The organism is Nonomuraea sp. NPDC049480 (assembly GCF_044465905.1).
Taxonomy (GTDB): Bacteria; Actinomycetota; Actinomycetes; order Streptosporangiales; family Streptosporangiaceae; genus Nonomuraea.
On the sequence record NZ_JBITMD010000016.1, the window covers coordinates 36,983 to 63,205 of the forward strand.

Sequence of the window (26,223 nt, forward strand, 5' to 3'; positions counted from 1 at the left end):
GCGATGTCGATGTGGGCCAAGACGTAGCACGTGTTGAAGCAACAGTCGGAGCCGATGCGAAGGAGGTTGTCATCAGCAGCAAGGAGGTAGTGACCGGCGGCCAGCCGGGGTGGCTGGCTGATCTCGCGCGAGTCGTCAACGATTCCGGCTACTCGCGGTGGAAGTCCATGGTCGCCGCCATTGGCGGATGCGCTCACCCGATCCACCTGACGGGAGAGTCCATGATCGTGGATGCGGGTACGGGCGAGGTGCTACACAGTTACCGCACGGAGGACGAGCCGTCCGGGCGGCTCCTGGTGGCTTGCGGCAATCGCCGCGCCTCGGTCTGCCCCTCCTGTTCAGAGGTCTACCGCGCCGACACGTTCCAGCTCATCCGTGCTGGACTGTCAGGCGGCAAAGGCACCCCCGAGACCGTGAGCAGCCATCCTCGGGTCTTCGTGACCCTGACGGCTCCTTCGTTCGGGCCCGTCCACTCCCTGCGTGACGGAAAGCCTTGCCGTCCGCGTAGGCGAGAGGGGGTGTGTGAGCACGGGCGGCCGATCGGCTGCAGTGTCCGGCATGAGCCGCACGATCCGTGCCTCGGTCAGCCGCTCTGTCTGGACTGTTACGACTACGTCGGGGCCGTGCTCTGGCAGGCGCACGCGGGCGGGCTCTGGCATCGCTTCGCCCTGGAAGTGCGCCGCAGCCTGGCGAGTGAAGCCGGCCTGAGCCGACGGCAGTTCAGCCGACTGGTCCGGGTGTCGTTCGCCAAGGTCGCCGAGTACCAGCGGCGGGGCCTGATCCACTTTCACGCCATCGTCCGGCTCGACGGACCGGGCGGCTCCCAGGAACCGCCACCGGACTGGGCCGGGCATCATCTGCTGGTCCGTGCCAGTCCGCCCGCCGTTCGGCGCGTCCGGCTCCCCACTCCCCCAAGCCCCCTGGGCAAGTGGAAACTGAGCTGGGGCGATCAGCTCGACATCCGGCCGATCCTGGTCGATCCGAGCGCCGAAGGGCTCAGCGAGCGGGCCGTAGCCGGTTACATCGCCAAGTACGCCACCAAGGGCGCGGAAGCCTCCGGGACAGTGGATCATCGCCTGTCCTGCTCGGCGTGCGCGGGCCGTGGGCGGATGACTCTGATGGCCACCTGCGGAGTGTGCCGCGGCACGGGTCTCAAGCCTGGCCTGCACCTCGATGCCCTGCCGGTCACCGAGCACGCCCGGTGGATGATCCGTACCTGTTGGGACCTGGGCGCGCGACCGGAGTTCACCGGCCTGCGGCTCCGGAAGTGGGCGCACATGCTCGGGTTCCGGGGACACTTCTCCACCAAGAGCCGCCGCTACTCCACCACCCTCGGGGACCTGCGCAGCGCACGCGCCCAGCATCGGGCCACCGAAGCGCGGGAGCGTCACGGCCTACCCGCCGTCAGCGATGCGACCACGCTCGTGCTCGGGCACTGGCGGTTCGCCGGGATCGGCTACACGTCTGGCGAAGCCATCATGGCCGAGCACATCCGGCAGCGCGTCCAGACCGCCCGAAAGATCGCGGCAGAGCCGGAGGACGGATGACACCAGCCCCATCCGCCCACGATCGGCGGCTCTACCGCGTCACCGATGCCATGCACCTGCTCAGCCTCAGCCGGAGCGTGATCTACGAGCTCATCCGCTCAGGTCGCCTCCGCTCCGTCACCCAGGGGCGGACGCGCCTCATCCCCTCCTCAGCCATTGAGGACTACATCGCCCTACTCGAAAAGGAGGCTTCATGACCGAACGACGCAGCCGGGGCGACGGCGGCCTGCACTGGGACGAGAAGCGGCAACGCTGGATCGCCTCGGTGACGGTCGGCTACACCCCGGCCGGCAAGCGCATCGTCAAGAAGGCCAGCGGCAAGACCAAGACCGAAGCCAAGGCCAAGCTCAAAGAGATCATCCGCGACCACGAGGACGGACTTGCCAGCGGCCCGGCGAACTACACCGTGGCGGACGCCGTGACGAGCTGGCTCACCTATGGCCTGCACGGCCGCAACCAGAACACGGTCACCAACTACCGAACCCTGTGCGACAAGCACATCATCCCCGACCTGGGCGCGCGCAAGCTGCGCGAGCTGAGCGCCGAAGACGTGGACCGGTGGCTCGTCGGCAAGGCCAAGCTCCTCAGCGCCCGCACGGTGCGGCTGCTCCACTCGTGCCTGAACCGCGCGGTGAAGTTCGCCCAGGCCCGCGACAAGGTCAAGCGCAACGTCGTGGGCCTCTGCGAGATCCCCGAGGGCAAGGAAGGCCGCCCATCCAAGTCCCTCACCCTCGACCAGGCGACCGCCCTCCTCAACGCGACCGAGGGCACGCGCCTGTACGCCTACGTCGTCCTCTCGCTGCTGATCGGTGCCCGCACGGAGGAACTGCGGGCGCTCACCTGGAAGGAGGTGGATCTCGTCGGCGACCCGGACAAGGACATCCCGCCATGGATCGCCGTGTGGCGCTCGGTACGCGAAGGAGGCGACACCAAGACCAAGCGCTCACGGAGATCACTAGCGCTGCCCAAGCGATGCGTAGAAGCACTCAAGACACACAGACAGCAACAGCGGAAGGACAAGAAGGCGGCAGGCGACAAGTGGCAGGATCACGGGCTCGTCTTCGCTTCCCTCGTCGGCACGCCACTCGACGCCCACAACGTACGCAGAGCGTTCCGGGAGATCGTCAAGGATGCTGGAATGCCCAAGTACTACTGGACGCCCCGAGAGATGCGGCACAGCTTCGTCTCGCTGCTCTCGGATTCGGGTGTCCCTCTGGAGGACATCGCCCGGCTCGTCGGCCACAGCGGGACGGCGGTCACCGAAGCGGTCTACCGCAAGCAAATCCGTCCTGTGCTTCTCAGCGGCGCAGAGGCCATGGATCGAATCTTCACACGCGATTAGCTCTTAGACCGGAGATAGTCTGCGGACAATCGGTAGTACCGATTGAAGAGATCGACAGCTTGCTCAACCGGTGGCCTAGGCGGCAACTCCAGGTTTCCGTGGATACGATTGCGATACTTGTTGATCTCCTTGAAGATCTCAACATCTCTATTGGCCGTCTCTGGGGATAGCGCTAGGGCAAGAACAGAGAACTTGAAGGTGATGCTCCGCCATGGGTCTACCCCCTCATCGTGGGGTGTCGGCCAGACCAGCTCCGTGACGGCCGTTCCACTCGTCGCTGCACCTGCAGACTGCAGACTGAGGGATCCGGTGATGCCGGGGCGCAGTCGAGCGTAAAGCTTGGTTGCCGCCAGCTCTAGCCCGGCGTAGCACCACAGAAATCTCTTGAAAGGATCTCCCTCTCGCATCTGCTCCATGGCGAACCGCGAGATGCCAACGAGCCCATTCTCGTCCTTGGTGGGAATCTTCGTGACAGCGGACAGCGCATCCAATGAGTTCGCTAGTTCGCTGATGTCCGTACCACGACTAACTTGGAGCACACCTACCTCGAACCGCGGGATCGGGCATGGTGGCTTACCTGTCCCCTCCAAGTAGAACCTTGTAGGACTAAGAGTCTCGTAGAGAAGAGTCGCATCGAGATGCCTCAAGATCAGACCAGTGAGACGCTCAAGAAGATCATCCCGCTCTTCCTGGGACTTCTGCGCCGCACGAAGAGCGCTGTTCAGGTCAAACCAGAAGTACATCGAAGAGGCGCGTTCAGAGTCGGCGACCTTGACTTCTACAGAACGCGACACGGTAAGCGTCGTATAGAGGCCATCTTGCCGAGCCCAAGCCTCCGGTAGTTGGAACTTGGCTGCTCGCTCAGTGATGTAGGCATCCCGCGCAGCAAGCCGATCAGCGCCCTTTGGCACGAGGTACTCGTCCAGAAGGGATCCGATGGCCGCGTCGCCAACGGCAGTTGCCTTAACTATCTCATCGGGGATATCACCGATGGTGATCTGAGCGTCCCAATCGTCAACGGCAAAGTGCTTGGTCATGACCACGGAAGCAGATCGCTTGTAGGTGTCACGCGCCCGAAAGACGCGAGCCGCCCATAGCTTGGTCACTTCGGTCTCCTTGGGACGACTGCCGAGACTGGCGGTACTCCGTTCCTTGGCGGCACAGCAAGATGAGCCCCTCTCCAAGGCTCCGGCAAGCACCTTAGTCACTCAGTTAGTCACTCACCAATGCGAAAGGGTGCCACCCTGATGAGTGACACCCTGCTCGACCAGCGAAAACCTGGTCGGGACGACAGGATTTGAACCTGCGACCCCTTGACCCCCAGTCAAGTGCGCTACCAAGCTGCGCTACGTCCCGGTTGTGTCGACCGCCCCCTGCGGGGTGGGACGTCATAACCTTAGCGCACATCGGAGGCACACGCGCACACGGAGAGCGGAGCGGAGGTGGCCAGGTGGGCCGCAAGGCGACCATCGATCGCGAGGAGCTGGCCAGGCTGGTCGCCCAGGGGATGAGCGTGCAGGAGCTGGCCGCTCATTTCGGGGTAAGCGAGTCCGGTGTGTTGCAGGCCAAGCGGGCCGCCGGGCTGGCCAAGCCGCTGATGGACCACAGCGCCGCCGTCCCGTGGAAGCTGGCCCGGGCGCATGCCCAGTCGGGGCCCGCCACCAATCTGCGTAACCTGTCGGCGGCCGCGCAGGGGAAGCCGCCGGCGGCCGAGCGGCTCAACACGGCGTTGCGGTGGGCGCAGCGGCTCGTGGACGCCGGCCTCGACGTCCGGTACGACGCCGGCGAGGGGTTCAGCGAGGTCCCTGCGGCACCATCGGGATCACATGTCGCAGCCGTGCTCGCGGCGGCCAGGAAAGGGCTCAAAACCAGCTGAACACGGCCCTTCCGGTATGGCCGAACGAGTTTCGACGTGCCTGTTCGAGGGCAGTCGCTGGTCTCAACAAGAGACCGGAGGCGAACATCATGACCACCTACGCATGGGTGGCCGTCGTCGTGGTCGCGGTGGTGGCGGTCGCCGCAGTGGGATATTTCATGCTTCAGCGGCAGAAGCGCCGCAACCACCTCCGCGAACGTTTCGGCCCGGAGTACGAACGCACAGTCGCCGAGCGCGAGAACCGGAGGGAAGCCGAGCAGGAGCTGCTCGCCCGCGAGCAGCGCCTTTCCGAGCTCGACATCCGTCCCCTCCCTCAGGAGGCCCGCGAGACATACGCCAACCGGTGGACGGAGGTGCAGGAGCGCTTCGTGGACGCGCCGGGGTTCGCGGTGACCGAGGCCGATCAGCTGGTCACGGCGGTCATGGCGGAGCGGGGTTACCCGACGGAGGACTTCGAGCAGCGGCTGTCCGACCTGTCGGTGGGGCACGCGGCGACTCTCGATCACTACAGGACGGCGCACGAGATCAGCGGGCGGGCGGCCAGGAAGGAGGCCTCCACGGAGGAGCTCCGGCAGGCCATGGTGCACTACCGCGCGCTGTTCGAGGAACTGCTACATGAGACCACCCGAGGACGGTGAAACGATATGAGCAGCGACGAGCTGAAAGTGCCGTCGCAGCGCACCGAGGACGCGGACGAGCATTCCGACAGCTCGGACGAGCGTTCCCACAGTGCGGATGAGCGTTCCCACAGTGCGGATGAGCCCGGCCGGTTCGCCCATGATGACGAGCCGGGCGAGCGGCCCTACGGCGACGAGCCGGGCGAGCGGCGCTACAACGACGAGTCCGGCGAGCCGCCCCGCGGCGATCTCACCGATGACGAGTTCGCCCGCGGCGACGCGGCCACCGCCCCCGCCGGTGAACACGCGAACGACGAGGACGACGAGGAGCGGAGGGCCGAGAGCCCGCGGGCCGGCGACGAGTACGCGGCGGCTGTTCCCGGCGCCGTGGTCACGCCCGCCCCCGGCGCCGTGGTCACGCCCGTTCCCGGCGCGGTGGCCGGGGACGACGAGGCCGCGTACCGGGATCCGTACGCCAGGACCGGCGGCGACATGCTGACGGAGCCGGAGCACGGCCCCGACCCCGTTCACACCTCCGCCGTCTCCGACGAGACCCCGGCCCACGCGGCCCCCGACGACGTCACCCTGTTCGACCAGGACCCGGCCCAGGTGCAGGCCCGCTGGCGCGACCTGCAGGCGTCCTTCGTGGACGACCCCGGCGAGGCCGTGCAGCGCGCCGACGGCCTGGTGGGCGAGGTGGTGGAGTCGCTCACCAGCAGCCTCACCAGCCGCACGAACGCCCTGCGCGACCGCTGGAAGGACACCGCGACCCCCGACACCGAGCAGCTGCGCCTGGCGCTGCGGGACTACAGGACCGTCCTGGAGCGCCTGCTCGCCCTGTCCAGCCACCAGAGCACTCAACCGTCCGGTCACCAGAGCCAGGAAACGAGGTGACATGACATGCTCGCGATAGTGGCAGCGATCATCTTCGGGCTGGGCTTCCTGCTCGACCTGGTCGGCGCGAGAATCCCCGGCGGGTTCTCAGGCATGACGTTCGCGTTGCTCGGGCTGTGCCTGCTGGCCCTGCATCAGGCAGGGGTCGGCAAGGCCAGTTTCCGCACCGGTTACAGCAACTGGCGGGGCCGTACCCGCCGCTGATCGATCATCGGCCAACGGCCTCCCGCCAAGAAGGCGCGGGAGGCCGTTCTCTTACCCGTGTGAGGCCGTTCTCTTGCCCGGTGGTCATCCCTTGCCGGGGAAGCGCATGATCACTGTGCTGCCGCCGCTGCCCACGCGCAGGGTCAGGTCCGACGACAGCAGGCGGGCCACCCACAGGCCCATGCCGCCGACCGCGCCCGGCATCGGGCCGGGTTTCCACGTGCCCTCGTCGTGCACCTCGACGATCAGGTCCCCGCTCGTCACCCAGGTGCGCAGCGTGGCGCGGTCGGCCCCGTGGGTGACGGCGTTGGTCGCCACTTCGTTGACGGCGATGACGAAGTCGCCGATGGCCTCCTCGGGCATGCCGGCGTCGCGGGCCTCGTCCTCAGCGAACTGCCGGACCTGTGGCAGATCCGGCAGTCGGAATCGGAGCCGTCTCACGGGCGCGCCGGGTGGCGGGCTCGTGTAGCCCGCCTGAGGCTCGACGTCCTCGTTCACCCGGCGACCTTCTTCTCAGCCGACCAGCTCGCTGCGTAGCTGGTCGAGGACCTTGCGGAGGATGCGCGAGACGTGCATCTGGGAGATGCCGAACTCCGCCGCGATCTCCGCTTGGGTCATGTTGCCGAAGAACCGCAGCAGAAGGATGTGCTTCTCGCGCGAAGGGAGCGCGTCGATGAGGGGTTTGACGGCTTCCCTGTCGACCATGGTGCTCAACGTGTCGTCGTCCTCCGGGATGACGTCGCCGAGCGAGGCGGCGTCGTCGTCCGTGCCGAGCGGCGCGTCGAGCGAGAGTGTGCTGTACGCGGCGGAGGCGTCCAGCGTCAGCAGGACGTCCTCCTCGGTGATGTTCATCTTGGCGGCCAGCTCCGCGACGGTCGGCGACCTGCCGAGGTCCTGGCTGAGGTCGGCGACGAGCCTGTTGAGCTCGGAGCGGCGCTCCTGGTAGAGGCGCGGCACCCGGATGGCCCAGGTGCGGTCGCGGAAGTGGCGCTTGACCTCCCCTGTCATCGTGACGACCGCGTAGCCCCTGAACGCGTGCCCGAGGCTCGGGTCGAAGCCGTTGACGGCCTTCATCAGGCCAACATACGCGGCTTGGAGGAGATCTTCCAAAGGTTCGCCCCGGTATCGGTATCGCCTGGCGATCTCCATGGCGAGCGGCCGGTGCATCTCGACGATGCGCTCGCGCAGCCGCTCCCGGTGGCTGTCGGGGGTGTCGTCCCTGGCCATCTCGGCCAGGAGCTCTTCTGCCGTCATCTCCTCGAGGTCATATTCCTGCACAGCCATCGCTGCTCCTCATATGGATCGCAGGCGGCCTCCGCTCAGCAGGAAAAGCCCAGGCAGAGGCACGCCTCGCTCTACTCTCGAGACGAAAGCCCGCTGCTGGACTTCGGATCCAGTCTCCCCCATGGCGTCAGAAGTATTCCTACCTCGTGCGGTGACAGTAGGGTTGCTCCGTGACAATGCCGGAAAACGGCGACGGGCCCGCGGCGGCCCTGAGCCTGACGTCGTCGACCATCGACGAGATCACCGTGATCCGTGTCGACGGCGTGCTCGACGCGACGACACGCGAGCAGTTCGCCGATTACCTGTCGATGGCGGGTTCCGACGTGATCCTTGATCTCGCCGGGGTGACGTTCATGGACTCGCGCGCGCTCGGCCTGATCGTCCACCACTGGCAGAAGAGCCTGGCCTCCGGGTCCAGGTTCGCGCTGGTCGGGGTCGAATACTCCAAGTCCAAGGTGATGTGGATCACTGGGCTGGCCCAGCGGCTGCCGCTCTACGACACGCTCGACGACGCCCTGGCCGCCATCGGCTGAAACTGAGGTCAGCGCCGCGACTGCGCTGAATCTGAGGTCAGCGCTGAGACTGAGGTCAGCGCCGCGACTTGCGCTGGTGCTCGTCGACCAGGAGCCTGGCCAGGTCGGCCACCTTGACCTGGTGGTGCTGGGAGATCCGGCGCAGCTCCTCGAACGCGGCCTCGGCCGAGCACCCGCTGGTCTGCATGATGATGCCCTTGGCCTGGTCGATGACGGAGCGGCCGGCGAGCGCCTCCTGGAGCTGGGCGGCGTCGGTGCGCACCTCTTCGAACTCCGACATGTTGTCCATGGCCACGCCGAGCTGCTCGGTGAGCATGTCGGTGAGCGAGTGGGCTCCCTGGGGGGTGAAGGCCCCGGGGCGGACGGAGTAGAGGCCGACGACCAGCTCGGCGGACGCCACGTCGATGGGGACGACCAGTGCCGAGCGCACTCCCCAGCGGGTGGCCAGCGCGTCGTAGCGCGGCCAGCGGCGATCGGTGAGCACGTCGTTCACGGAGGCGCGGGCGCTGCTCTTCCTGGCCTCGATGGACGGGCCCTCGCCCAAATCGCGCTCGCCCTCGACGAGCATGATCAGCTCGCTGTGCGAGCCGGAGACCAGGACGCGGTGGTCGCGCCAGTGCTCGGCGGAGGCGCCGGAACACCCGGGCACGCCTGCCGCCAGCGCCGTGGTCAGCCCGCGCAGCACGCTTTCCGTCGAGGTGTCCTCACCCAGCCGCCCCAGCGCCGCGAGGTCACGCGCGAGCCCGGGGGTGATCATCGCGGTCGATTCCATAGCGATATGGCCCTACCCCGTATGGCACCCATTATCCCGAGTGGCGTAGCGTCGGAGAATGACCATGCCGGACCTCGAACAAGCGCTGGACGCGCTGGCCGGGCGCGTCTCGTCGCTGCGCGAGGCGAGGACCGCCTACCCCGCCGACCTGGCGCCGACGCTCGACGCCGCGCTGGCCGAGCTGGACACCGCGGTGGAGCTGCTGGCCGAGGCCCGCGAGCAGTTGCGCAAGGCGCCCCAGCGGACGGGGGGCAAGAAGGACGGCGCGCAGCGTGAGCTGAAGCTGCTGCGCCAGGTGTTCAGGGCGTTCCCGGTGCCGGTGATCGTGCTCGACGGCGGCGGCGTGGTGAGGCGGATCAACCCTGAGACGTCGCGGATGCTCGGCAGTCCCGACGGCTACCTGGTGGGCCGCTCTTTCCCGCTGCTGGTGGACGTGTCGCGGCGGGCGGCGTTCCGGTCGCATCTGACGTCGGTGCTGCAGACGGGGCATCCGGCGGCGTTCGAGACCCGGCTGGCGCACCAGGGGCGCACCCATGTGGTGCAGATCGCGCTGACCAAGCTGACGATGCCGGGCGAGCCGCAGCAGATGGTGGCGGCCGTGGCGCTGCCGACCGAGGTGCAGCTGCCCGAGCCGGGCGGGCGGCGGCCCGAGCAGTCCGACGGCGCGCTGCTGATCGCCGCGGCCAGGCGGCAGGATCTGCTGGTCAAGATGGGCAACCTGCTGCTGGACGAGCAGGCGCTGCTGCGCCCGGTCGCCATGGCGCGGGCGACGCGGCTGCTGGCGGCCGAGTGGGCGGACTGGGTGATCGCGGATCTGGTGCGTGACGGGCTGCCGCGCCGCTCGGTCGTGGTGGGGCCCAAGAACCATCCGGTCGGCGAGCTCGTCCGCCAGATCGAGGCGGCCGACCCGGCCACCGGCCAGGTGGTGCTGCAGGTGCTGGAGCGGGGCTCGGGCGTGGTCCTGGAGATGGTGGACGACGAGTCCCTGCTGGGCTTCTGCGCCGAGGGTCCGCTGCTGACGGCGATGGGCGCGGGCTCGGTGGTGTGCGTGCCGATCGGGGCCGGCGACGGGGTGCTGACGCTGGTGCGCACGCACGACAGGCAGCCGTTCACGCTGGCGGACCTGGCGGTTCTGCAGGAGGTCGGGCTGCAGGTCGGGCTGGCGGTACGCGCGCAGAGCAGCTACCAGAGCCGTTCGCGGGCGGCGGACGCGCTGTCGGCGAGCGTCGCGCCGCGCAACCTGCCCGACGTGCCCGGCTACGAGGCGTCCGCCGTCTACCATCCGGGTTCGTCGGTGGGCGCGGAGTTCTACGACGTGTTCCCGGTCTCGGGCGGGTGGGGGTTCGCGCTGGGCGGGGCGGCCGGCAAGGGCGAGGAGGCGGCGTCGGTCAGCGCCATGGTGCGCGGCGGCCTGCGGGTGCTCAGCGTCTGGGAGTCCGATCCCGATCTGGTGATGCGCAAGGTCAACGAGGCCCTGGTCGCGCAGGGCACCGGGATGTTCGTGATGGCGGTGGCGGGATTCGTACGGGGGCGCGAGATCCGGCTGTCGTCGGCCGGGCACCATCCCGCCGTGCTGCTGCAACCCGACGGCAGCGTGCGCTACGCCGCGGGCGGCGGCGTGCCGCTGGGCATCGCGCCCGAGGCGGAGACCCACGTGGAGACGCTGACCGTCTCCCCCGGGGAGACGCTGGTGCTGTACTCGGAGGGGCTGATCTCCTCCAGGAACGAGCGTGCCGAGCCGTACGGCGAGGAGCGGCTGGCCGACGTGCTGGGCCGGTGCGCGGGCCAGGCGCCGTCCACCGTGGTCAAGGCGGTGGAGTCGGACCGGAACGCGTTCTCGGGCGGCCAGGTCTGGGATGAGATCGTGGTGTTCGCCCTCCGAGGTGTCTGATCTGCGGGGGTTTGCGATCGGCGAGAACCTGGGTATCGTCGTAGACGTAGACGTACGTGCCTAAGACGCAGGCACACCTTCAACGCTTTCCACGCTGCTGAGGTGTGCCATGAATATCGCGATCGTCGCATCCGCCGGGGGAAACCAGCGCCATCGCATCCTCTCCGTCGCACGCGAGCTGGGACGCGAGCACCACGTCACCATCTACTCCCGCCGTGACAACGCCGAGGGAAAGCTCAAAACGCGGGTGGCCCCGGGAGTCACGCTGGAGCAGCTCGACGTGGGCCCGGCCAGGGACCTGCCGGCGGACGGCGTCCTGCCATACCTCAACGACCTCGGCGACCACCTGATGCGGCGCTGGAGCCAGGACCGGCCGGACGTCATCCACGCGCATACCTGGACCTGGGGCCTGGCCGCGGTGGCGGGGGCCCAAGGGCTGTCGGTGCCGGTCACGCAGACGTTCCACACCGTGGACGCCGCGCACAAGGACCTGGAGCTGGCGCTGGGCCGCCGGGCCGACGCGGTCATCGCCGGCTCGGGAGACGAGGAGTCGGCGCTGATCCGGCTCGGCGTGCCGCGCGGCCACATCGCGGTCGTGCCGTACGGCGTGGACACCGAGCGCTTCCAGCGGCGCGGCCCGATGGCCACGCGCGGCCCCCGCAGGCGACTGCTGCACGTCGGCCCGCTCACGCCGGAGCGCGGCGCGCACACCATCGTGCGGGCGCTGCAGGGCCTCTCCGACGTCGAGCTCGTCATCGCCGGCGGGCCAGAGCCCGAGGACCTGGAGGGCGACAGGGACGTGCGCCGCCTGCGCTCCCTGGCCGAGCAGCTCGGCGTCGCCGAGCGGGTGACGCTGCTGGGCCAGGTGAAGCGGCCGGCGGTGCCGAAGCTGATGCGCAGCGCGGACGCCGTGGTGTCGGTGCCCCGCGAGGCCGTGACCGGGATCGTCGCGCTGGAGGCCATGGCCTGCGGCGTGCCGGTGATCGCCTCGGCCGTCGGCGCGCACCTCGACTCCGTCATCGACGGCGTCACCGGCCTGCTGGTGCCGCCGGACCGGCCGGCGGCTACCGCGCGGATGGCCCGCGAGCTGCTGCAGGACCCGACCCTGCGCACCGCGCTCGGGTACGCGGGCGCCGACCGGGCGCGCTCGCGTTACTCCTGGGAGCGCGTGAGCCAGGAACTGGTACGGGTCTACGAGGCGGCCTGCGCCTGACCGCACCCCGAGGACTCCGGCAGGTGATCCCCCTGCCGGAGTCCTTATTTCATGGCCGGGGGCCCCAGGTCTGTGCGAGTGTGGCCCGCATGGAGATCGACGAGGCACGGTCGCTGGCACGCGCTCTTCAGCAGCTGGTCCAGCAGGCGCACACTCTGATCGACGAGTCCCGGCCCACGCCCGAGGTGGTGGCCAGGGTGACCGGGCACGTGGGCTGCCCGCTGAAGGACCTGGTCTGCGTCACGCAGACCTTCAGGAACTGGGAGCACGCCAGCCTGCAACGCGGGGTGGACGCGTACCTGGAGGCCCACGGCGAGGCCGACTGGTTCGGGGTGTCGGGGCACGGCCGCGAGCACAACGACACGATGGACATCCTGTCCACGGCCCACCGCGGCTTCGAAAGCTTCGAGATCGGCGCCGTCGACTACGCCACCACGGCCGTCGGCCCGGACGAGACGATGGAGGTCGTGACGTTCGGCCTGGTGCTGACGTCGGCGCCGGACGGCTCCCCCATCGTGGTGAGCCTGCGCGGCCCCGCCGAGATGTTCCGCAGGGAGGGCTGCCGGATGGAGGTCATCGCGGCCTCCCGCGCCACCGCCACCGCCGCCAGGGAGGAGATCGAGCGGCTGATGCGGCGGCACGACGCGCTGCGCGGCCAGATTCTCACGTTCGGCGTCTCGGAGCACCGGGGCAACAGTCTGGTGACGTTCCTGCCGCGCCCGTCGCTCGACCCGGAGCAGGTGATCCTGCCCGACGGGGTGCTGGAGACGATCGAGCGGCACGTGGTCGGCATCGGCCGGCACGCCGAGGCGCTGCTGGCGCGCGGCCAGCATCTCAAGCGCGGCCTGCTGCTGCACGGCCCGCCCGGCACCGGCAAGACCCACACGGTGCGTTATCTGATGGGCCGCCTGCCGGACGTGACGGTGGTGGTCATGGCGGGCACGGCGATGCGTTTCATCTCCGAGGCGGCGGCGCTGGCCAGGCGGCTGCAGCCGGCCATCGTGGTCGTGGAGGACGTGGACCTGGTGGCGCACGACCGCCGCTTCTCCGACGAGGGCAGCCCGCTGCTGTTCACGCTGTTCGACGCGATGGACGGGATCGGGGCCGACGCCGACGTCACGTTCGTGCTGACCACGAACCGGGCCGAGATGCTGGAGCAGGCCCTGTCCAACCGGCCGGGCCGGGTGGACCTGGCGGTGGAGGTGCCCAGGCCTGACGCGCGCTGCCGGGCCGCGCTGCTGCGGCTGTACGGCGGCGACCTGCTGCCGGAGGTGGACCTGGAGCCGCTGGTGGCCAGGACGGAGGGCATGACGGCGTCGTTCTTCAAGGAGCTGCTGCGCAGGGCGGTGCTGGTGGGCCTGGCCGCGGACGGCTCCCGCCCCGCGCGGCTGTCCGCCGGGCATGTGGCGGACGCGCTGGAGGAGATGCTGCGCGGCCAGGAGGCGCTGACCCGTACGCTGCTCGGCGCGCCGCAACCCTCGTCCAGAGTGACCAATGGGGCAGATGGGCTGTTACCCGAGTAGCCTGGCGGCCTTGAGGCCGAGGTGGACGGCCAGGCGGTCGTCGCCGTGCGACAGGTCCCGGTGCGTCAGGCGCTCGGCCTTGCCCAGCCGGTAGTAGAGCGTCTGACGGTGGATGCCCAGCTCGGCCGCCGTCTTCTGGGCGTGGCCGCCGCGGTCGAGGTAGACCTCCACGGTCTGGGCCAGCTCGGCGTCCAGCGCCGCGGTCTCGGCCGCCAGCTCATGCAGGTCCTGCCGGCCGAGCCGGGCCAGCAGGCGGTGCACGCCCAGGTCCTCCCAGCGGGCGACGGGGGCGTACCGGGGGAAGTGCTCGGCGATGCGCAGCGCCTGGCGGGCCTCGCGCCAGCTCAGCCAGGCGTCGGCCGGGTCGGTCCTGGGCGCGCCGACGCCGGCGGCGGTGCCGTACGCGCCCCGGACGGTCTGCGCCACCTCTCCGGCCAGGTGGGCGGGGGCGAGCAGGGCGACGGGCGAGCCGGTGCGGGCCAGGACGCCGCGCGGGAGCGTCCAGAGGGCGGCGACGCGCTCCTGCGACTCGCGTACGGCGATGGCCGTGACCGGCCCCGGCGCCTCGATGGACACGCCGGCACGCTCCTCGGGGTCGGCCGAGAACAGGGCGAGCAGGTCGCGCCCGAGATCGCGGCGGCTCCTGGCCTCCTGGGCGAGCGCGGCGGCGGCCCTGGCCACCAGCGGCGCGGCCGAGCGGAGCCGCTCGTCGGTGAGCGCGCCCGAGTCGAGCAGCCACAGGTAGCCGTAGGCGACGTCGCCGTGCCGCAGCGGCCAGCACACGCGGGCCAGGACCCCGAGCGCGGCGTCCCCCGGGATCCTGACCGGGCCCTCGGCCCGGGCGATGCCGTAGCGCTCGAAGTAGTCGCGGACCTCGCCGGTGGCGCGGCGGCGCAGGATGGACTCCTGGCGGACCGTGTCGATGTCGCCGTGCTGCGCGCCGTAGGCCAGCAGCCGGAACGAGCGGTCCTCCAGCGTCGCGGACGCCCCCAGCCGGGCGGCGATCTCGTCGACGGTCTCTTGGAGGTCAGCGGCGTCATACATTTGTACAACAGCATTCCACACCCGGCGTTACGCGCGTCGATAGCCCCCTTTGAGCTGCGGTTTTTACACTTGGGCACATGTTGGGTCAGCTGCTGCTCGCCGCTTCCAGGAGCGGTGTCGTACGCCGTACAGTGTCGGGCGTCCCGCTCACGAAGAACGTCGTCGAGCGGTTCGTCGCGGGCGAAAGCGTCCAGGAGGCCCGCGACGCCGTCGAACGCCTGCGCGACGCGAACCTCGCCGTCACCGTCGACCACCTCGGCGAGGAGACGCGCGACGCGCGTGCCGCCGAGGCCACCGCGAACGCCTACCTCGCGCTGCTGGAGGCGCTGCGGCCGCTGGAGCTGGGCGCCCGGGGCGAGGTGTCGGTGAAGCTGTCGGCCGTCGGGCAGCGGCTCGACGGCGCGATGGCGTTCGAGCACGCCCGCGAGATCTGCGCCGCCGCCGCGGCCGGCGGTTCCACGGTCACGCTCGACATGGAGGACCACACCACGGTCGACTCGACGCTGGGCATCCTGCGCAAGCTGCGCGAGGACTTCCCGGAGACGGGGGTGGCGATCCAGGCGTACCTGTTCCGCAGCGAGGAGGACTGCCGCGACCTGGCGGCGGAGGGCTCCCGGGTGCGGCTGGTCAAGGGCGCCTACCGCGAGCCCGCCTCGGTCGCGCACCAAGGCAAGGTCGCCGTGGACAAGGCGTACGTGCGATGCCTGCGGATCCTCATGGCGGGGAAGGGATACCCCATGGTGGCGACGCACGACGATCGCATGATCGCGATCACGGAGCTGCTCGCCGACCGGTACGCGCGGACGATCGGCGACCACGAGTTCCAGATGCTCTACGGAATCCGGACCGACCGGCAGGAGGCCCTGGCCGGGGCCGGCCACACGGTCCGCGTCTACGTCCCGTACGGCGACGACTGGTACGGCTATTTCATGCGCCGCCTCGCGGAGCGCCCGGCCAACGTCGCCTTCTTCCTTCGTGCCCTTGGGGGTAAGTGAAATGGATGCCATCAGCAACGTCCCCGTGCCCGCCAACGAGCGGGTGTACGGCTACGCGCCGGGCAGCGCCGAGCGGGAAACGCTGGAGGACCGCGTCAAGGAGCTGGCCGGGGCGTCGCTCGACCTGACGATGACGATCGACGGCGAGCAGCGGCTCGGCGGCGGCGCGCCCATCGACGTGGTGCAGCCGCACAACCATGCCTCCGTCCTGGGCCGTGTCAACGACGCCACGGCCCAGGACGTGCGGGACGCGGTCTCCGCCGCGCTCCAGGCGGCTCCCGCGTGGCGGGCGCTGTCGTTCGACGAGCGGGCCGCGATCTTCCTGAAGGCGGCCGACCTGCTGGCCGGGCCGTGGCGGGCGACGCTGAACGCCGCCACGATGCTGGGGCAGTCGAAGTCGGCGCAGCAGGCGGAGATCGACGCGGCCTGCGAGCTGATCGACTTCCTGCGGTTCAACGTGGCCTATGCCCGGCAGCTCTACGCCGAGCAGCCGATGTCGTCGGCCGGGGTGTGGAACCGGATGGAGTACCGGCCGCTCGAGGGGTTCGTGCTCGCGATCACGCCGTTCAACTTCACTGCCATCGCCGGTAATTTGCCGACTTCTGCCGCTTTGATGGGGAATGTCGTCATCTGGAAGCCGTCGCCGACCCAGCAGTTCGCCGCGCACTTCACGATGCGGCTGCTGGAAGCGGCCGGTCTGCCGCCGGGCGTGATCAACCTGGTCACCGGCAACGGCCAGGCCGTCTCCGAGGTGGCCCTGACGCACCCCGCGCTGGCCGGCATCCACTTCACCGGCTCCACCGCGACGTTCCAGCACCTGTGGCGCACGGTCGGCGAGAACATCGCCTCCTACCACGGCTACCCGCGGCTGGTCGGCGAGACCGGCGGCAAGGACTTCGTGCTGGCCCACCCGTCGGCCGACCCGGGCGTGCTCGCGACGGCGCTGATCAGGGGCGCGTTCGAGTACCAGGGGCAGAAGTGCTCGGCGGCCTCGCGGGCGTACGTGCCGCGCTCGGTCTGGGACCGGATGCGTGACGACTTCGTCGCCACGGCCGAGTCGCTGACCGTGGGGGACGTAGCCGGGGATCTGTCGACGTTCATGGGCGCGGTCATCGACGGCCGGTCGTTCGCCAAGCACAAGGCGGCCATCGACCGGGCGCGGGCGGCCTCGAACATCGACGTGCTCACCGGTTCGTACGACGACAGCGTCGGATATTTCGTGAAGCCGACCATCCTGCAGTGCGCCGACCCCACGGACGAGATCTTCGTCAAGGAGTACTTCGGGCCGATCCTCGGCGTGCACGTCTACGAGGACCGCGACTTCGACCAGGTGCTCGACCAGATGGAGGGCATCGCCCCGTACGCGCTGACCGGGTCGATCATCGCCCAGGACCGGTACGCCATCGCGGCGGCCTCCGACCGGCTGCGCTTCGCAGCGGGCAACTTCTACGTCAACGACAAGCCGACCGGCGCGGTCGTGGGCCAGCAGCCGTTCGGCGGCGCCCGTTCCTCGGGCACCAACGACAAGGCCGGCTCGATCTTCAACCTGATCCGGTGGGTGAACGCCCGCACGATCAAGGAGACGTTCGTCCCGCCGACCGACCACCGTTACCCGCACATGGGCTGATCTTCGCCATACGCCCCCGGCTGGAGCGTCCGGCCGGGGGCGCCCGCCTCCTCGTCCGCTTGAACTCCCTCAGCACGGCCGTCACCATGTCGCGACTCCCCGCTCCGCGCGGAGTGGTCGGTGCGGTGGGCTCTTACACGGCTACCCACCTCGTAGAGATGTCGCGGCCCCTGTGCCGGAGCACCGGGCGTGAGCGCTGGTCGAGTCGGTGACGTGTCGCTTCGCGGAGAGCGGGCGAAGACGTCGGCGGCGGTGGTCTCAGCCGGGTGGCGTCATCCGGCCAGGCGCCGGCGGAGGAAGTCCTTGCCCTGCTCGGCTCCCTTGCGGCTTTCGGCCTGAGCGCGGCGGAAGAAGTCGGTCAGTTCTTTGTCCCCGGCGCGTTCGGCGTCGGCGATGTAGTTCTCCAGCCGCAGCACGTTGCTCAGGCACTGCTCGACGAACCAGATCAGGTTGTAGTCCTTGTCCTGAGTTCCGGTGACGGTGCCGGTTTCCTGCTGTGTCGGATGCATCTGCTTCTTCCCTCGTCTTGGACGGATTGGGCTCTCACCTTGCCGGCCGGCTCTCTCGTGCGGCCGGCCTGTTAGGTTGCGCCTGCCCTGGCAGATGCGCTCTATGCCCTTGCCGTGCCTCGCGGGCCGAGCCCGCCGAGAAGGCGCAGCGTGTCATGCGGAGCTTCGGCGGCTTCCCGTCTCATCGGCCGGCCGGGGGCGGGCGCGGGACACGGCCAGGCGCTCCCACTGGTCTCTGGTGCCGTCGCGGACGGCCAGGAAGTCGGCGTACAGCTCGTCGTACAGCGCCGACCGTTTCTCGTCGGGCTCGAAGACGTCGCGCGGCCGCACGTGCCGTTCCGCCGCGGCCCGCGCGGAGGGCTCGGCGCCGGAGGCGACCAGCGCGGCGATGTACGCCCCCTTGGCCCCGAGCTCGGAGTCGGCGGAGCGCATCGTGGGCACGCCGGTGACGTCGGCGAGCAGCCGGCACCAGAACTCGCTGTTCGCTCCCCCGCCCGTGATCCGCAACTCCGTGGCGCGCACGCCCGAGAACTCCAGGCATTCCCGGACGACGTAGCTCATCCCTTCGAGCATGGCGCGTGCGATGTGGGCCCTGGTGTGCTCGAAGGTGAGTCCGCTGAGCGAGCCGCGAGCACGGGTGTCGCGGAACGGGGCGCGCTCACCCGCGGGGCTGAGGTAAGGGAGGAAGAAGAGGCCGTCCGCGCCGGCGTCGGCGGTGTGGGCGAGGTCGGAGATCCCGTCGGGCTTGTCCAGGCCGATGAGCTTCATCCCCCAGCCGACCGCCTCGATCCCGGCCATGGTGGCGAGGGAGCGGAGGTATCCCCCCGGCACCCCGGAGGGCAGGGTCATCCCGGCCGGCGGGCCGGAGGTGTCCACGACGGTGACGGGTGTCGCGGTGGAGAGGGTGGTCCCGAGGATCGTGCAGGCCTGTCCCGGGGTGACGGCGCCGATGCCGAGTGCCGTGGCGGGAATGTCGAAGGGTGCCATGACCACCGGCAGCCCGGCCGGGAGCCGCAGCTCCGTCGCCGCGAGGGGACGCAGCTGTCCGATCCGGTCGCCGTCGCCGCGGACGCCGGGCAGGAGGCGTTCGGCCCACGGCATGCCGAGGAGGTCGAGGATCTCCGGCGCGTAGGCGCGCGTGCGGATGTCCAGGAACGGCGAGGCGGCGTCGGACTCCTCGGCCGCGTACTCGCCTGTCAGGCGCAGGAACAGCCAGCCGCCGCAGTAGAGCGCCTGGTGGGAGGCGTCCAGCCGGGCCCGGTCGTGGGCCCGCAGCCACGCCAGGATGGCGCCGGACGTGCCGGCGAAGCCGTAGTTCCCATTGATCTTGAAGGCGGCGTCGAGCACCCCGCCGGCCTCCCAGCGGTCGATGATGTCGCAGGCCCGCCCGTCGTTCCACAGGATGGCCGGGCCCGTGGGGCGGCCGTCGGGTCCCACCAGCCAGCATCCGTCGCCTTGCCCGGTGAACGCGAGCATCCGCACCGGCTCCAGGCGCGCGTCGACGACGGCTCGGACGGTGTGGACGACCGCGTCCCAGACGCCGTCCATGTCCTGCTCGCTGAATCCCGGAGCGCCGCGCCGCACCTGCGTCGCCTGGCGGGCGACCCGCAGCTCGCGCCCCTCCTCGTCGAACAGCACGGCCTTGACCACGGTGGTGCCCGCGTCGACGCACAAGACGGCCATGTTCCTCGTTCCCTAGCTCGCGCTGCGGTCCTCGTAGCGGGTGATGACGACGACCTTCTCATTCGACGGGGATGAGCTGTCGAACTCGTAGCCGAGCCACTCCTTGACCAGGCGTCGCGCCAGCTCGGGCCCGATCACGCGCTGGCCGAGCGCGAGCACCTGGCAGTTGTTGGACAGGATCGACCGCTCGGCGCTGAAGGAGTCGTGGGCGACCGTGGCGCGCACTCCGGGCACCTTGTTGGCGCTGATGGCCATGCCGATGCCGGTGCCGCAGATCAGCACACCGCGGTCGATCTCTCCCGCCGCGACGAGCTCGGCGAGCCTGATGCCGACCTCCCCGTACGACTCGCTCTCCGGATCCGACGCGGGCACGCCGAGGTCGCGGACCGACTCCACACGGTCGTCGGCCCGCAGGTCCGCCAGGATCAGCTCCTTGTACGCGAGCCCGGCGGAGTCGCAGCCGATCGCCATCCGCCAGCGCTTGGACACCATGGACATCGTCTCCTTCTTCTGTAGATCAGCCGCAGTGCCGGACGAGCACGTCGCCGACCGCGGTGAGGATGAGGCCCATGGAGGTCGCGCCCGCGTCCGGGGACCCGACGCTGCGCTCGGCCAGCGGACGGGCCCGGCCGATCTTGGGCACCAGGCGCGCGGTGGCGGCGGCCGCCTCGACCGCGGTCCCGGCCGCCGCGGCCCACGCGGCGGCGAGCGTGGCGCCGGCGGCGAGGTTCGCGTCGAGGGCGTCGGCGAACGGGTAGAGCGCGTCCAGCATGGTCTTGTCGCCGAGCTCGGCCCCGCCGAAGTCCTTCATCGCCGCCGCGCCCCGTCGCACGGCCCGCGCCAGCCGCGCCGCGTCGACGGGGCCGGCGTCGCCGAGGGACTCGCCGATCGTGCGCAGGAACAGGCTCCACAGCACGCCGGAGGTGCCGCCGGCCCGGTCGCCGAAGGCGCTCGCGGCGGCGGCGAGCACGGTCTCGGCCCCTCCCCCGGTCGCCTCGGCCGCCGACCGGGCCGCGCGCAGCCCGCGGACCATGCCCGAGCCGTGGTCGCCGTCACCGGCGATCGCGTCGATCCGCCCGAGCTCGTCCTCGTGCTCCACCACGACGGCGGTCATGGCGCGCAACGCGTCCCTGACGACGGCGGCGGCCCGCTCCGACTCAGGGCCGGCCGGCTCTCGAACCGCCTGCCCCGCGGCGTCCTGCCCGCTCGTGCCCGCCCTGGCGGCCCCCGCCGGGGCGCCGTCCACGACGGCCTGCTCCGGGGCCACGCCAACGGCCGCACTCTCCGGGGCGACGTGGCGTTCGCAGGCCGCCGGGGGGACGCCGCCCCGGCGGAAGGCGGGGGTCTGCGCCGGGGCCCGCCAGAGCTCCTCCAGCTCGTCGTCCAGCCAGGTGATCGACAGCGAGCAGCCCGCCATGTCCAGGCTCGTGACGAGCTCGCCGACCTCCGGCATGACCAGGTCGACGCCGGCGTCGGCGAGCAGCGGCCGCACGTTGCCCCAGAGCAGGAACAGCTCCTCGTACTTGGTGGCTCCGAGGCCGTTGAGCAGCGCGGCGGCGCGGTGGGCGCCCTCGGGACGCTCGGCGAGCAGCGGCTCCACCAGCGCCGAGGCGACCTTCGCGGCGGGCATCCAGGCGTCGGAGCGCACGCCCGGCTCGCCGTGGATGCCCAGCCCGAAGTCCATCCTCCGCTCGGGCACGGTGAACAGCGGGCCGGACTGCCCGGGGAAGGTGCAGCCGGCGAAGGCGACGCCGAACGAGAACGTGCGGGCGTTGGCCGCGCGCATGATCCGCTCCACCGCGTCGAGGTCGTCTCCCCGCTCGGCCGCGGCGCCGCCGATCTTGTACACGGTGAACGTGCCGGCGATGCCGCGCCGCTTGTCGACCTCGGCGGCGGGGGCGGAGGCGATGTCGTCGGTCACGTACACGATGCGGACGTCGACGCCCTCCGCGCGCAGGCGGTCCGCGGCGGCGGCGAAGTTGAGCCGGTCTCCGGCGTAGTTGCCGAAGGCCAGCACCAGGCCGGCGCCGCCGTGCGCGGCACGCGCGATCCGGTGGACCTGCTCGGCCGAGGGCGAGGTGAAGACGTCGCCGAGCACGGCGCCGTCGGCGAATCCGGCGCCGGTCACGCCCGAGTACGACGGGTAGTGGCCGGAGCCTCCGCCGACGACCAGGCTGACCTTGCCCGCGCGCGGGCCGCCGGCCCTGATGAAGCCGGAGGCGCCGGGCACCCGCATGACGTAGTCGGGGTAGGCGAGGGCGAACCCGTCGATGACCTCGTTCTTGAATTCCGCGGGGTCGTTGTAGATCTTGGTCACTGGTGTACTCCCTCCGGCAGCTGGGCGAGGATGAACTCGCGTGCGTCGACGTGGTCGGCGGCCAGATGGTCCGCCAGTGCCACTGCATCCGCCTTGGGCGGGTACGTCGCGTTGGGAATCCCGACGACGAGCAGGCCGGCGGCGTACGCGGACCGGATGCCGTTGCTGGAGTCCTCCACGGCCAGACCGTTGCCCGGGCTGATCCCGAGCCGGGCGACGGCCTCGAGGTAGACGTCGGGGCTCGGCTTGCCGCGCGGCACCTCCTCGCTGGAGACGACCGCGGTGAAGAGCGCGGTCAGGCCGTGATGCTGGAGCACCGCGTCGATGGCCGGGCGGGCCGCCGACGACGCGAGTGCGATGGGCACCCGGGCGCTCACGCTGGTGATCAGCTCCCGCGCGCCGGGCAGCAGCCCGGCATCACCGCGCCGGATGCGGCCGACCAGCCCGCTCACGCACTGGTCGCGGGCCAGGTCCGCGTCGCCGGGGGCGCCGACGTGGCCGGCCAGGTAGCCGGCCCACTCCAGTGAGCTCATGCCCTGGACGGCCAGCGTGTCGGACAGCTCCCACGGCCGCCCCCGGGACTCGGAGAAGTCGCGCCAGACCTCCTCCCAGAGGTGCTCGCTCTCGATGATCACACCGTCGAGGTCGAAGACGACCCCCTCGATGGTCTGGGCGCCGGTCATGGGGCCACCTCCACGGTCACTCCGGCCGCTTCCAAGGCGTCGAGCGCCTTGGGGCTCGCGTCGGAGTCGGTGATCATCACGTCGAAGACGGACAGGGAGGCCAGCCGGTGCAGCGCGGTCTTGTCGAGCTTGCTGCTGTCCACCAGCAGGTAGCGGGTGGAGGCGGACTCGATCATCGCGCGCTTGAACGCCACGATCCGCTCCTCCTGGTGGTAGGCGTGGCCCGCCGCGACCGCGGACGTGGACATGAACAGCACGTCGGCGTGAATGGCCTGGATGATCTCGATGGCGTGCATGCCCTGGAAGGAGTCGTGCAGCGGGTCGTAGTCGCCGCCGATCCCGATGACGCGGACGTCGGGCATGGTGGCCAGTTCCTTGATCGCGGCCAGGAAGTTCGTGGCGACGTGCAGCGGCGCGACCTCCGCCAGGCCGGGGACCATGTGCAGGACGGTCGTCGAGTCGTCGAGCAGCACGGACATGCCGGGTTCGACGCGGCGCAGCGCCGCCTGGGCGATCCGGCGCTTCTGTTCGACGGCGGCCGCGTGGCGGAACGCCACGCGGGCCTCGTACACGCCGCTCGGCTGGGCGGTCGCGACGCCGCGCGCCTTGCGCAGGACCCCCTGCCGCTCCAGCTCGTCGAGGTCGCGATGGATGGTCATGACGCTGACGCCGAACATCTCCGCGAGTTCCTGCGCCGTCATCGACCCCTGGCCCAGGATGAGGTCGGCGATCTGGCTCTGCCGGGCCCTGTTCTTTCGCACGGGCACTCTTTCGACGTCGGGGACAGTTGGGGGATTGCTCACAGCCGTTCACCGTCCGCCACTCGGAGCCGGGGGTCCCTGACGGCGTCGCGAGCCGCCATGGCCGACTCGTCGTCGGGAAGGCGCTGGGCGGCCAGCTCCGCCTCGATGCGGGCGAGGCAGAAGCCGAGCTCCTGCCGCACGCGCTCGCCGTCCCACCCGAGCTCCGCACCGATCACCGGGGCGATCGCGCGCGCGGCCGCGGCGCCCCGGTCGCGGGTCTCGATCGCGATGTGCGTGCGGCGGGTGAGGACGTCGTCGAGGTGGAGCGCGCCCTCGTGGGTGACCGCGTACACCGCCTCGGCGAGGAGGTAGTCCGGCGCTCCCTCGATGGGCCGCCCGAGCTCCGGCCGCTCGATGATCATAGCGATCAGGTCCTCGGTCAGCGACCCGTAACGGCCGAGAAGATGATCGATCCGGGCCGGGGTGAGACCGGCGGACGCGGCGAGCCCGGCCGCTCGCGCCCGGGTCTCGGCGTAGCCGACGGCGCCGAGCAGGGGCACGCTCTCGGTGCGCGACGGGGGCGCCGCGCGGCCGAGCCCCTTCACGGCCGCGTCGACGGCGTCCCTGGCCATGATCCGGTACGTGGTGTACTTGCCGCCCGCGATCGTGGTGAGCCCGGGGACGGACGTCTCCACCGCGTGCTCCCGGCTGAGCCGGCTGGTCGTGCCGGCCCCCGTCGCCTCCCGGTCGCGGATGAGCGGGCGCAGCCCGGCGAACACCCCGTCGATGTCGTCCCTGGTGAGCTCGGTCTCCAGGGCGGCGTTCACGTTGCGCAGCAGGTAGTCGATGTCGGCCGAGGTCGCCGCCGGGTGGTCGAGCCCGGCCGTCCACGCGGTGTCGGTGGTGCCGATCAGCCAGTGGCGGCGCCAGCTCCGTACGAACAGGACGCTGTCCTCGGCGCGGACGAAGAGCGAGACGTCGCTGCGGATCCGCTCCCGCGGCACCATGATGTGCACGCCCTTGGACGCCTGCACGGTGAAGCCGGGCCGGCCGCCGGCGAGGCCGCGTACGCCGTCCGTCCAGACGCCGGTGGCGTTGACCACGTGCTTGGCGCGGATGGTGAACGGCTCCCCGCTCTCCAGGTCCCGTACGTGCGCTCCGCGCACGGCGCCGCCGGACGTCTCCAGCCCGACGACCTTGACCGCGGAGGCGACCTCCGCGCCGTGGGCGGCCGCGGTGCGCACGAGCTCCAGCGTGTGGCGCGAGTCGTCGATCTGGGCGTCGTAGAACGTGATCGCGCCGATCAGCCCGCTCCCCCGGACGCCGGGCGCGAGGCGGCGCACGGCGCGCAGTGACAGGTGGCGGTGGCGGGGCAGCGCGCCGGCGCCGCCGATGGTGTCGTAGAGAAGGAGGCCGGCGCCCACGTAGGCGCGTTCCCAGAGCCGCCGGCGCAGCGGGTAGAGGAAGCGGATCGGCTTGACGAGATGCGGCGCGAGGTCCTTCAGGAGCAGCCGCCGCTCCCGCAGCGACTCGCGGACCAGCCCGAAGTCGAACTGCTCGAGATAGCGGAGGCCGCCGTGGATGAGCTTGCCCGACCGGCTGGAGGTGCCGGCCGCGTAGTCGCGCATCTCGACGAGGGCGACGGCCAGCCCGCGCGTGGCCGCGTCCAGGGCGGCCCCGGCTCCGGTGACGCCGCCGCCGACGACGAGGACGTCGTATTCGGTGCCGGCGAGGCGCGCCAGCGCTGCGGCGCGCCCGGCCGGGCTGAGCTGGCCGTTCGGCATTCGCTATCGGGACCTTTCTGAGGGCTGAGACTCTTCACGGGAGGCGGGGAGCGGGCACCGGGCAGGTCGGCGCCCGCTCCCCTGGCCGGGAGGGCGTGCTCACTTGTCCAGGACGAACGGACCCTTGTACTTGTCGGCGTTGTCCTTGGTGATCAGCACGCAGTCGATGCTCTGCTTCTCGTCGGCGACGCCGGTCTTGCCGGTCTTGAGGTATTCGACGGCCTGCGCGACGGCGTTCGTCGTCCCCTGGACGATGGGTTGGAGCACGGTGGCCACCATGGTCCCGGCCTTGACCGCCGCGACCGCGTCGGCGTTGCCGTCGAAGCCGAGCACCTTCACCTTGTCGATCTTCTTGGCGTCGGTGAGGGCCTCGATCGCGCCGAGGGCCATCTCGTCGTTGCCGGCGATGACGCCGTTGAGGTCGGGGTGGGCGGCGAGGAGGCCCTCCATCTTCTCCTTGCCCTGGACACGATCCCAGTTCGCGGTCTCCTGGCCGGCCTTCTTGAGGTCGGGGTAGGCGGAGATGACGGCGGCGTAGCCGTCGGAGCGGACCTGGGCGTTGTTGTCGGTCGGGTTGCCGAACAGCTCGACGTACTTGCCCTTGCCGTCCATCGACTTCACCCAGGCCTCGGCGCCGATCGTGGCGCCCTGGGCGTTGTTGGAGATGATCTGCGCCTTGGCGACGCCCTGCTTGGCGATCTCGGCGTTCACCAGGAAGACCGGGATGCCGGCGTCGGTCGCCTTCTGGACGGCGGCCACGGACTCGTCGGCGCCGGCCGGGTCGAGGATGATGGCCTTGACCTTGTTGCTGATGGCGGTGTCGATCAGCTGGTTCTGCTTGTCGGGGTCGGCGCCGTGGGCGTTGACCGTGGCCTCGTAGCCGGCCTTCTCGATCTCGGTCTTGGCGGTGTCCGTCTCCGCCTGCCAGTAAGAGTTGGCGAGGTCCACCGTGATCACGGCGATGGTCCCGCCCTGGGCTCCGGCGGCCGAGGAGGACGCGGCGCTCGGGGCGGCGGCGGACGGGTCGGAGCCTGACGATCCGCAGGAGGCGAGGCCGAGTGCCAGCATGCCGGCGGCCGTGACGGCGGCGATCTTTCGGAACATGGGGAGCCTTTCTGGTGGTGCAGACGGCGCGTGGCCGT

General features: G+C 70.6%; 26 protein-coding genes and 1 tRNA gene. 13 read left to right on the forward strand and 14 right to left on the reverse strand.

Annotated features, from left to right (window positions below):
- The first annotated feature begins 89 nt into the window (after positions 1–89).
- From ACIBX3_RS36930 to ACIBX3_RS36940, 3 genes are read left to right on the forward strand one after another with little or no spacing between them, the layout of a single operon-like run.
- Positions 90–1,547, forward strand: a complete 1,458-nt coding sequence (locus ACIBX3_RS36930) for a replication initiator (RefSeq protein ID WP_397125168.1) — start codon at positions 90–92, stop codon at positions 1,545–1,547.
- Positions 1,544–1,744, forward strand: a complete 201-nt coding sequence (locus ACIBX3_RS36935) for a helix-turn-helix domain-containing protein (protein ID WP_397125169.1) — start codon at positions 1,544–1,546, stop codon at positions 1,742–1,744. Before ACIBX3_RS36930 ends, ACIBX3_RS36935 begins: the two co-directional genes overlap by 4 nt.
- Complete coding sequence (locus tag ACIBX3_RS36940; RefSeq protein WP_397125170.1) at positions 1,741–2,889, forward strand: tyrosine-type recombinase/integrase; 1,149 nt, start codon at positions 1,741–1,743, stop codon at positions 2,887–2,889. The genes ACIBX3_RS36935 and ACIBX3_RS36940 overlap by 4 nt, the downstream gene beginning before the upstream one ends.
- Here the strand turns inward: ACIBX3_RS36940 and ACIBX3_RS36945 are convergent.
- Together ACIBX3_RS36945 and ACIBX3_RS36950 are read right to left on the reverse strand one after the other, a co-directional pair.
- Entirely contained in the window at positions 2,886–3,995 is a 1,110-nt protein-coding gene (locus ACIBX3_RS36945; RefSeq protein ID WP_397125171.1) for a hypothetical protein, read from the reverse strand. The genes ACIBX3_RS36940 and ACIBX3_RS36945 overlap by 4 nt on opposite strands.
- Positions 3,996–4,168: 173 nt before the next feature.
- Positions 4,169–4,245: transfer RNA gene (locus ACIBX3_RS36950), tRNA-Pro, on the reverse strand.
- 94 nt (positions 4,246–4,339) lie between these two features.
- Between ACIBX3_RS36950 and ACIBX3_RS36955 the strand changes: the two genes are divergently transcribed.
- The 4 genes from ACIBX3_RS36955 to ACIBX3_RS36970 all read left to right on the forward strand — a co-directional run bounded on the left by ACIBX3_RS36955 (position 4,340) and on the right by ACIBX3_RS36970 (position 6,480).
- Positions 4,340–4,765 carry a hypothetical protein gene (locus ACIBX3_RS36955; protein WP_397125172.1) on the forward strand — a complete coding sequence of 142 codons (426 nt, stop codon included), beginning with the start codon at positions 4,340–4,342 and terminating at the stop codon, positions 4,763–4,765.
- A gap of 89 nt (positions 4,766–4,854) precedes the next feature.
- Positions 4,855–5,403 carry a hypothetical protein gene (locus tag ACIBX3_RS36960; RefSeq protein WP_397125173.1) on the forward strand — a complete coding sequence of 183 codons (549 nt, stop codon included), beginning with the start codon at positions 4,855–4,857 and terminating at the stop codon, positions 5,401–5,403.
- A gap of 6 nt (positions 5,404–5,409) precedes the next feature.
- Complete coding sequence (locus ACIBX3_RS36965) at positions 5,410–6,276, forward strand: hypothetical protein (RefSeq protein WP_397125174.1); 867 nt, start codon at positions 5,410–5,412, stop codon at positions 6,274–6,276.
- Positions 6,277–6,282: 6 nt separating this feature from the next.
- Positions 6,283–6,480 carry a hypothetical protein gene (locus ACIBX3_RS36970; RefSeq protein WP_397125175.1) on the forward strand — a complete coding sequence of 66 codons (198 nt, stop codon included), beginning with the start codon at positions 6,283–6,285 and terminating at the stop codon, positions 6,478–6,480.
- Positions 6,481–6,564: 84 nt separating this feature from the next.
- Here ACIBX3_RS36970 and ACIBX3_RS36975 read toward each other — a convergent pair whose 3' ends face one another.
- Positions 6,565–6,978: an ATP-binding protein gene (locus tag ACIBX3_RS36975; RefSeq protein ID WP_397125176.1), complete on the reverse strand. Its 414-nt coding sequence runs from the start codon at positions 6,976–6,978 to the stop codon at positions 6,565–6,567.
- A 15-nt stretch (positions 6,979–6,993) separates the two neighbouring features.
- Positions 6,994–7,764 (reverse strand): SigB/SigF/SigG family RNA polymerase sigma factor, encoded by a 771-nt coding sequence (locus tag ACIBX3_RS36980; protein WP_188195111.1) that lies wholly within the window; start codon positions 7,762–7,764, stop codon positions 6,994–6,996.
- A 176-nt stretch (positions 7,765–7,940) separates the two neighbouring features.
- Between ACIBX3_RS36980 and ACIBX3_RS36985 the strand changes: the two genes are divergently transcribed.
- The gene (locus ACIBX3_RS36985) at positions 7,941–8,297 is read left to right on the forward strand and encodes an STAS domain-containing protein (RefSeq protein WP_397125373.1); all 357 of its coding nucleotides are present in this window, start codon (positions 7,941–7,943) and stop codon (positions 8,295–8,297) included.
- A gap of 55 nt (positions 8,298–8,352) precedes the next feature.
- Here the strand turns inward: ACIBX3_RS36985 and ACIBX3_RS36990 are convergent, their stop codons facing one another.
- Positions 8,353–9,069, reverse strand: a complete 717-nt coding sequence (locus tag ACIBX3_RS36990; protein WP_397125177.1) for an ANTAR domain-containing response regulator — start codon at positions 9,067–9,069, stop codon at positions 8,353–8,355.
- Between the two features lie 58 nt (positions 9,070–9,127).
- Between ACIBX3_RS36990 and ACIBX3_RS36995 the strand changes: the two genes are divergently transcribed.
- The 3 genes from ACIBX3_RS36995 to ACIBX3_RS37005 all read left to right on the forward strand — a co-directional run bounded on the left by ACIBX3_RS36995 (position 9,128) and on the right by ACIBX3_RS37005 (position 13,696).
- Positions 9,128–10,960: a SpoIIE family protein phosphatase gene (locus tag ACIBX3_RS36995; RefSeq protein WP_397125178.1), complete on the forward strand. Its 1,833-nt coding sequence runs from the start codon at positions 9,128–9,130 to the stop codon at positions 10,958–10,960.
- A 109-nt stretch (positions 10,961–11,069) separates the two neighbouring features.
- Positions 11,070–12,173 carry a glycosyltransferase gene (locus ACIBX3_RS37000; RefSeq protein WP_397125179.1) on the forward strand — a complete coding sequence of 368 codons (1,104 nt, stop codon included), beginning with the start codon at positions 11,070–11,072 and terminating at the stop codon, positions 12,171–12,173.
- A gap of 89 nt (positions 12,174–12,262) precedes the next feature.
- Complete coding sequence (locus tag ACIBX3_RS37005; RefSeq protein ID WP_397125180.1) at positions 12,263–13,696, forward strand: AAA family ATPase; 1,434 nt, start codon at positions 12,263–12,265, stop codon at positions 13,694–13,696.
- Here ACIBX3_RS37005 and ACIBX3_RS37010 read toward each other — a convergent pair.
- Positions 13,685–14,740 carry a PucR family transcriptional regulator gene (locus tag ACIBX3_RS37010; RefSeq protein WP_397125181.1) on the reverse strand — a complete coding sequence of 352 codons (1,056 nt, stop codon included), beginning with the start codon at positions 14,738–14,740 and terminating at the stop codon, positions 13,685–13,687. The genes ACIBX3_RS37005 and ACIBX3_RS37010 overlap by 12 nt on opposite strands.
- Before the next feature lie 77 nt (positions 14,741–14,817).
- Here ACIBX3_RS37010 and ACIBX3_RS37015 point away from each other — a divergent pair, with 77 nt between their 5' ends.
- Both ACIBX3_RS37015 and pruA read left to right on the forward strand, forming a co-directional pair.
- Positions 14,818–15,735: a proline dehydrogenase family protein gene (locus ACIBX3_RS37015; protein WP_397125182.1), complete on the forward strand. Its 918-nt coding sequence runs from the start codon at positions 14,818–14,820 to the stop codon at positions 15,733–15,735.
- Between the two features lies 1 nt (position 15,736).
- The gene (pruA, locus tag ACIBX3_RS37020) at positions 15,737–17,362 is read left to right on the forward strand and encodes an L-glutamate gamma-semialdehyde dehydrogenase (protein WP_397125183.1); all 1,626 of its coding nucleotides are present in this window, start codon (positions 15,737–15,739) and stop codon (positions 17,360–17,362) included.
- Positions 17,363–17,634: 272 nt separating this feature from the next.
- Here the strand turns inward: pruA and ACIBX3_RS37025 are convergent, their stop codons facing one another.
- From ACIBX3_RS37025 to ACIBX3_RS37060, 8 genes are all read right to left on the reverse strand, one after another.
- Positions 17,635–17,871, reverse strand: coding sequence for a hypothetical protein (locus ACIBX3_RS37025; protein WP_397125184.1), 237 nt, complete (start codon positions 17,869–17,871; stop codon positions 17,635–17,637).
- A 153-nt stretch (positions 17,872–18,024) separates the two neighbouring features.
- The gene (locus tag ACIBX3_RS37030; protein WP_397125185.1) at positions 18,025–19,554 is read right to left on the reverse strand and encodes an FGGY family carbohydrate kinase; all 1,530 of its coding nucleotides are present in this window, start codon (positions 19,552–19,554) and stop codon (positions 18,025–18,027) included.
- Between the two features lie 12 nt (positions 19,555–19,566).
- Entirely contained in the window at positions 19,567–20,046 is a 480-nt protein-coding gene (locus ACIBX3_RS37035; RefSeq protein ID WP_188195101.1) for an RpiB/LacA/LacB family sugar-phosphate isomerase, read from the reverse strand.
- A gap of 25 nt (positions 20,047–20,071) precedes the next feature.
- Entirely contained in the window at positions 20,072–21,871 is a 1,800-nt protein-coding gene (locus tag ACIBX3_RS37040) for a dihydroxyacetone kinase family protein (protein ID WP_397125186.1), read from the reverse strand.
- Complete coding sequence (locus ACIBX3_RS37045) at positions 21,868–22,554, reverse strand: HAD family hydrolase (RefSeq protein WP_397125187.1); 687 nt, start codon at positions 22,552–22,554, stop codon at positions 21,868–21,870. Before ACIBX3_RS37045 ends, ACIBX3_RS37040 begins: the two co-directional genes overlap by 4 nt.
- Complete coding sequence (locus ACIBX3_RS37050) at positions 22,551–23,315, reverse strand: DeoR/GlpR family DNA-binding transcription regulator (RefSeq protein WP_397125188.1); 765 nt, start codon at positions 23,313–23,315, stop codon at positions 22,551–22,553. Before ACIBX3_RS37050 ends, ACIBX3_RS37045 begins: the two co-directional genes overlap by 4 nt.
- A 38-nt stretch (positions 23,316–23,353) precedes the next feature.
- Positions 23,354–25,081, reverse strand: a complete 1,728-nt coding sequence (locus ACIBX3_RS37055) for a glycerol-3-phosphate dehydrogenase/oxidase (protein ID WP_397125189.1) — start codon at positions 25,079–25,081, stop codon at positions 23,354–23,356.
- Positions 25,082–25,180: 99 nt separating this feature from the next.
- Complete coding sequence (locus ACIBX3_RS37060; protein ID WP_397125190.1) at positions 25,181–26,185, reverse strand: D-ribose ABC transporter substrate-binding protein; 1,005 nt, start codon at positions 26,183–26,185, stop codon at positions 25,181–25,183.
- Positions 26,186–26,223 lie beyond the last annotated feature (38 nt).

What these genes read in the sequence shown, in the direction of transcription:
- ACIBX3_RS36935 (WP_397125169.1), top strand. Translation starts at nt 1,544, where the DNA reads ATGACACCAGCCCCATCCGCCCACGATCGGCGGCTCTACCGCGTCACC.
- ACIBX3_RS36940 (WP_397125170.1), top strand. Translation starts at nt 1,741, where the DNA reads ATGACCGAACGACGCAGCCGGGGCGACGGCGGCCTGCACTGGGACGAG.
- ACIBX3_RS36960 (WP_397125173.1), top strand. Translation starts at nt 4,855, where the DNA reads ATGACCACCTACGCATGGGTGGCCGTCGTCGTGGTCGCGGTGGTGGCG.
- ACIBX3_RS36965 (WP_397125174.1), top strand. Translation starts at nt 5,410, where the DNA reads ATGAGCAGCGACGAGCTGAAAGTGCCGTCGCAGCGCACCGAGGACGCG.
- ACIBX3_RS36970 (WP_397125175.1), top strand. Translation starts at nt 6,283, where the DNA reads ATGCTCGCGATAGTGGCAGCGATCATCTTCGGGCTGGGCTTCCTGCTC.
- ACIBX3_RS36980 (WP_188195111.1), bottom strand. Translation starts at nt 7,764, where the DNA reads ATGGCTGTGCAGGAATATGACCTCGAGGAGATGACGGCAGAAGAGCTC.
- ACIBX3_RS36985 (WP_397125373.1), top strand. Translation starts at nt 7,941, where the DNA reads ATGCCGGAAAACGGCGACGGGCCCGCGGCGGCCCTGAGCCTGACGTCG.
- ACIBX3_RS36990 (WP_397125177.1), bottom strand. Translation starts at nt 9,069, where the DNA reads ATGGAATCGACCGCGATGATCACCCCCGGGCTCGCGCGTGACCTCGCG.
- ACIBX3_RS36995 (WP_397125178.1), top strand. Translation starts at nt 9,128, where the DNA reads ATGACCATGCCGGACCTCGAACAAGCGCTGGACGCGCTGGCCGGGCGC.
- ACIBX3_RS37000 (WP_397125179.1), top strand. Translation starts at nt 11,070, where the DNA reads ATGAATATCGCGATCGTCGCATCCGCCGGGGGAAACCAGCGCCATCGC.
- ACIBX3_RS37005 (WP_397125180.1), top strand. Translation starts at nt 12,263, where the DNA reads ATGGAGATCGACGAGGCACGGTCGCTGGCACGCGCTCTTCAGCAGCTG.
- ACIBX3_RS37010 (WP_397125181.1), bottom strand. Translation starts at nt 14,740, where the DNA reads ATGTATGACGCCGCTGACCTCCAAGAGACCGTCGACGAGATCGCCGCC.
- ACIBX3_RS37015 (WP_397125182.1), top strand. Translation starts at nt 14,818, where the DNA reads ATGTTGGGTCAGCTGCTGCTCGCCGCTTCCAGGAGCGGTGTCGTACGC.
- pruA (WP_397125183.1), top strand. Translation starts at nt 15,737, where the DNA reads ATGGATGCCATCAGCAACGTCCCCGTGCCCGCCAACGAGCGGGTGTAC.
- ACIBX3_RS37025 (WP_397125184.1), bottom strand. Translation starts at nt 17,871, where the DNA reads ATGCATCCGACACAGCAGGAAACCGGCACCGTCACCGGAACTCAGGAC.
- ACIBX3_RS37030 (WP_397125185.1), bottom strand. Translation starts at nt 19,554, where the DNA reads ATGGCCGTCTTGTGCGTCGACGCGGGCACCACCGTGGTCAAGGCCGTG.
- ACIBX3_RS37035 (WP_188195101.1), bottom strand. Translation starts at nt 20,046, where the DNA reads ATGGTGTCCAAGCGCTGGCGGATGGCGATCGGCTGCGACTCCGCCGGG.
- ACIBX3_RS37045 (WP_397125187.1), bottom strand. Translation starts at nt 22,554, where the DNA reads ATGACCGGCGCCCAGACCATCGAGGGGGTCGTCTTCGACCTCGACGGT.
- ACIBX3_RS37055 (WP_397125189.1), bottom strand. Translation starts at nt 25,081, where the DNA reads ATGCCGAACGGCCAGCTCAGCCCGGCCGGGCGCGCCGCAGCGCTGGCG.
- ACIBX3_RS37060 (WP_397125190.1), bottom strand. Translation starts at nt 26,185, where the DNA reads ATGTTCCGAAAGATCGCCGCCGTCACGGCCGCCGGCATGCTGGCACTC.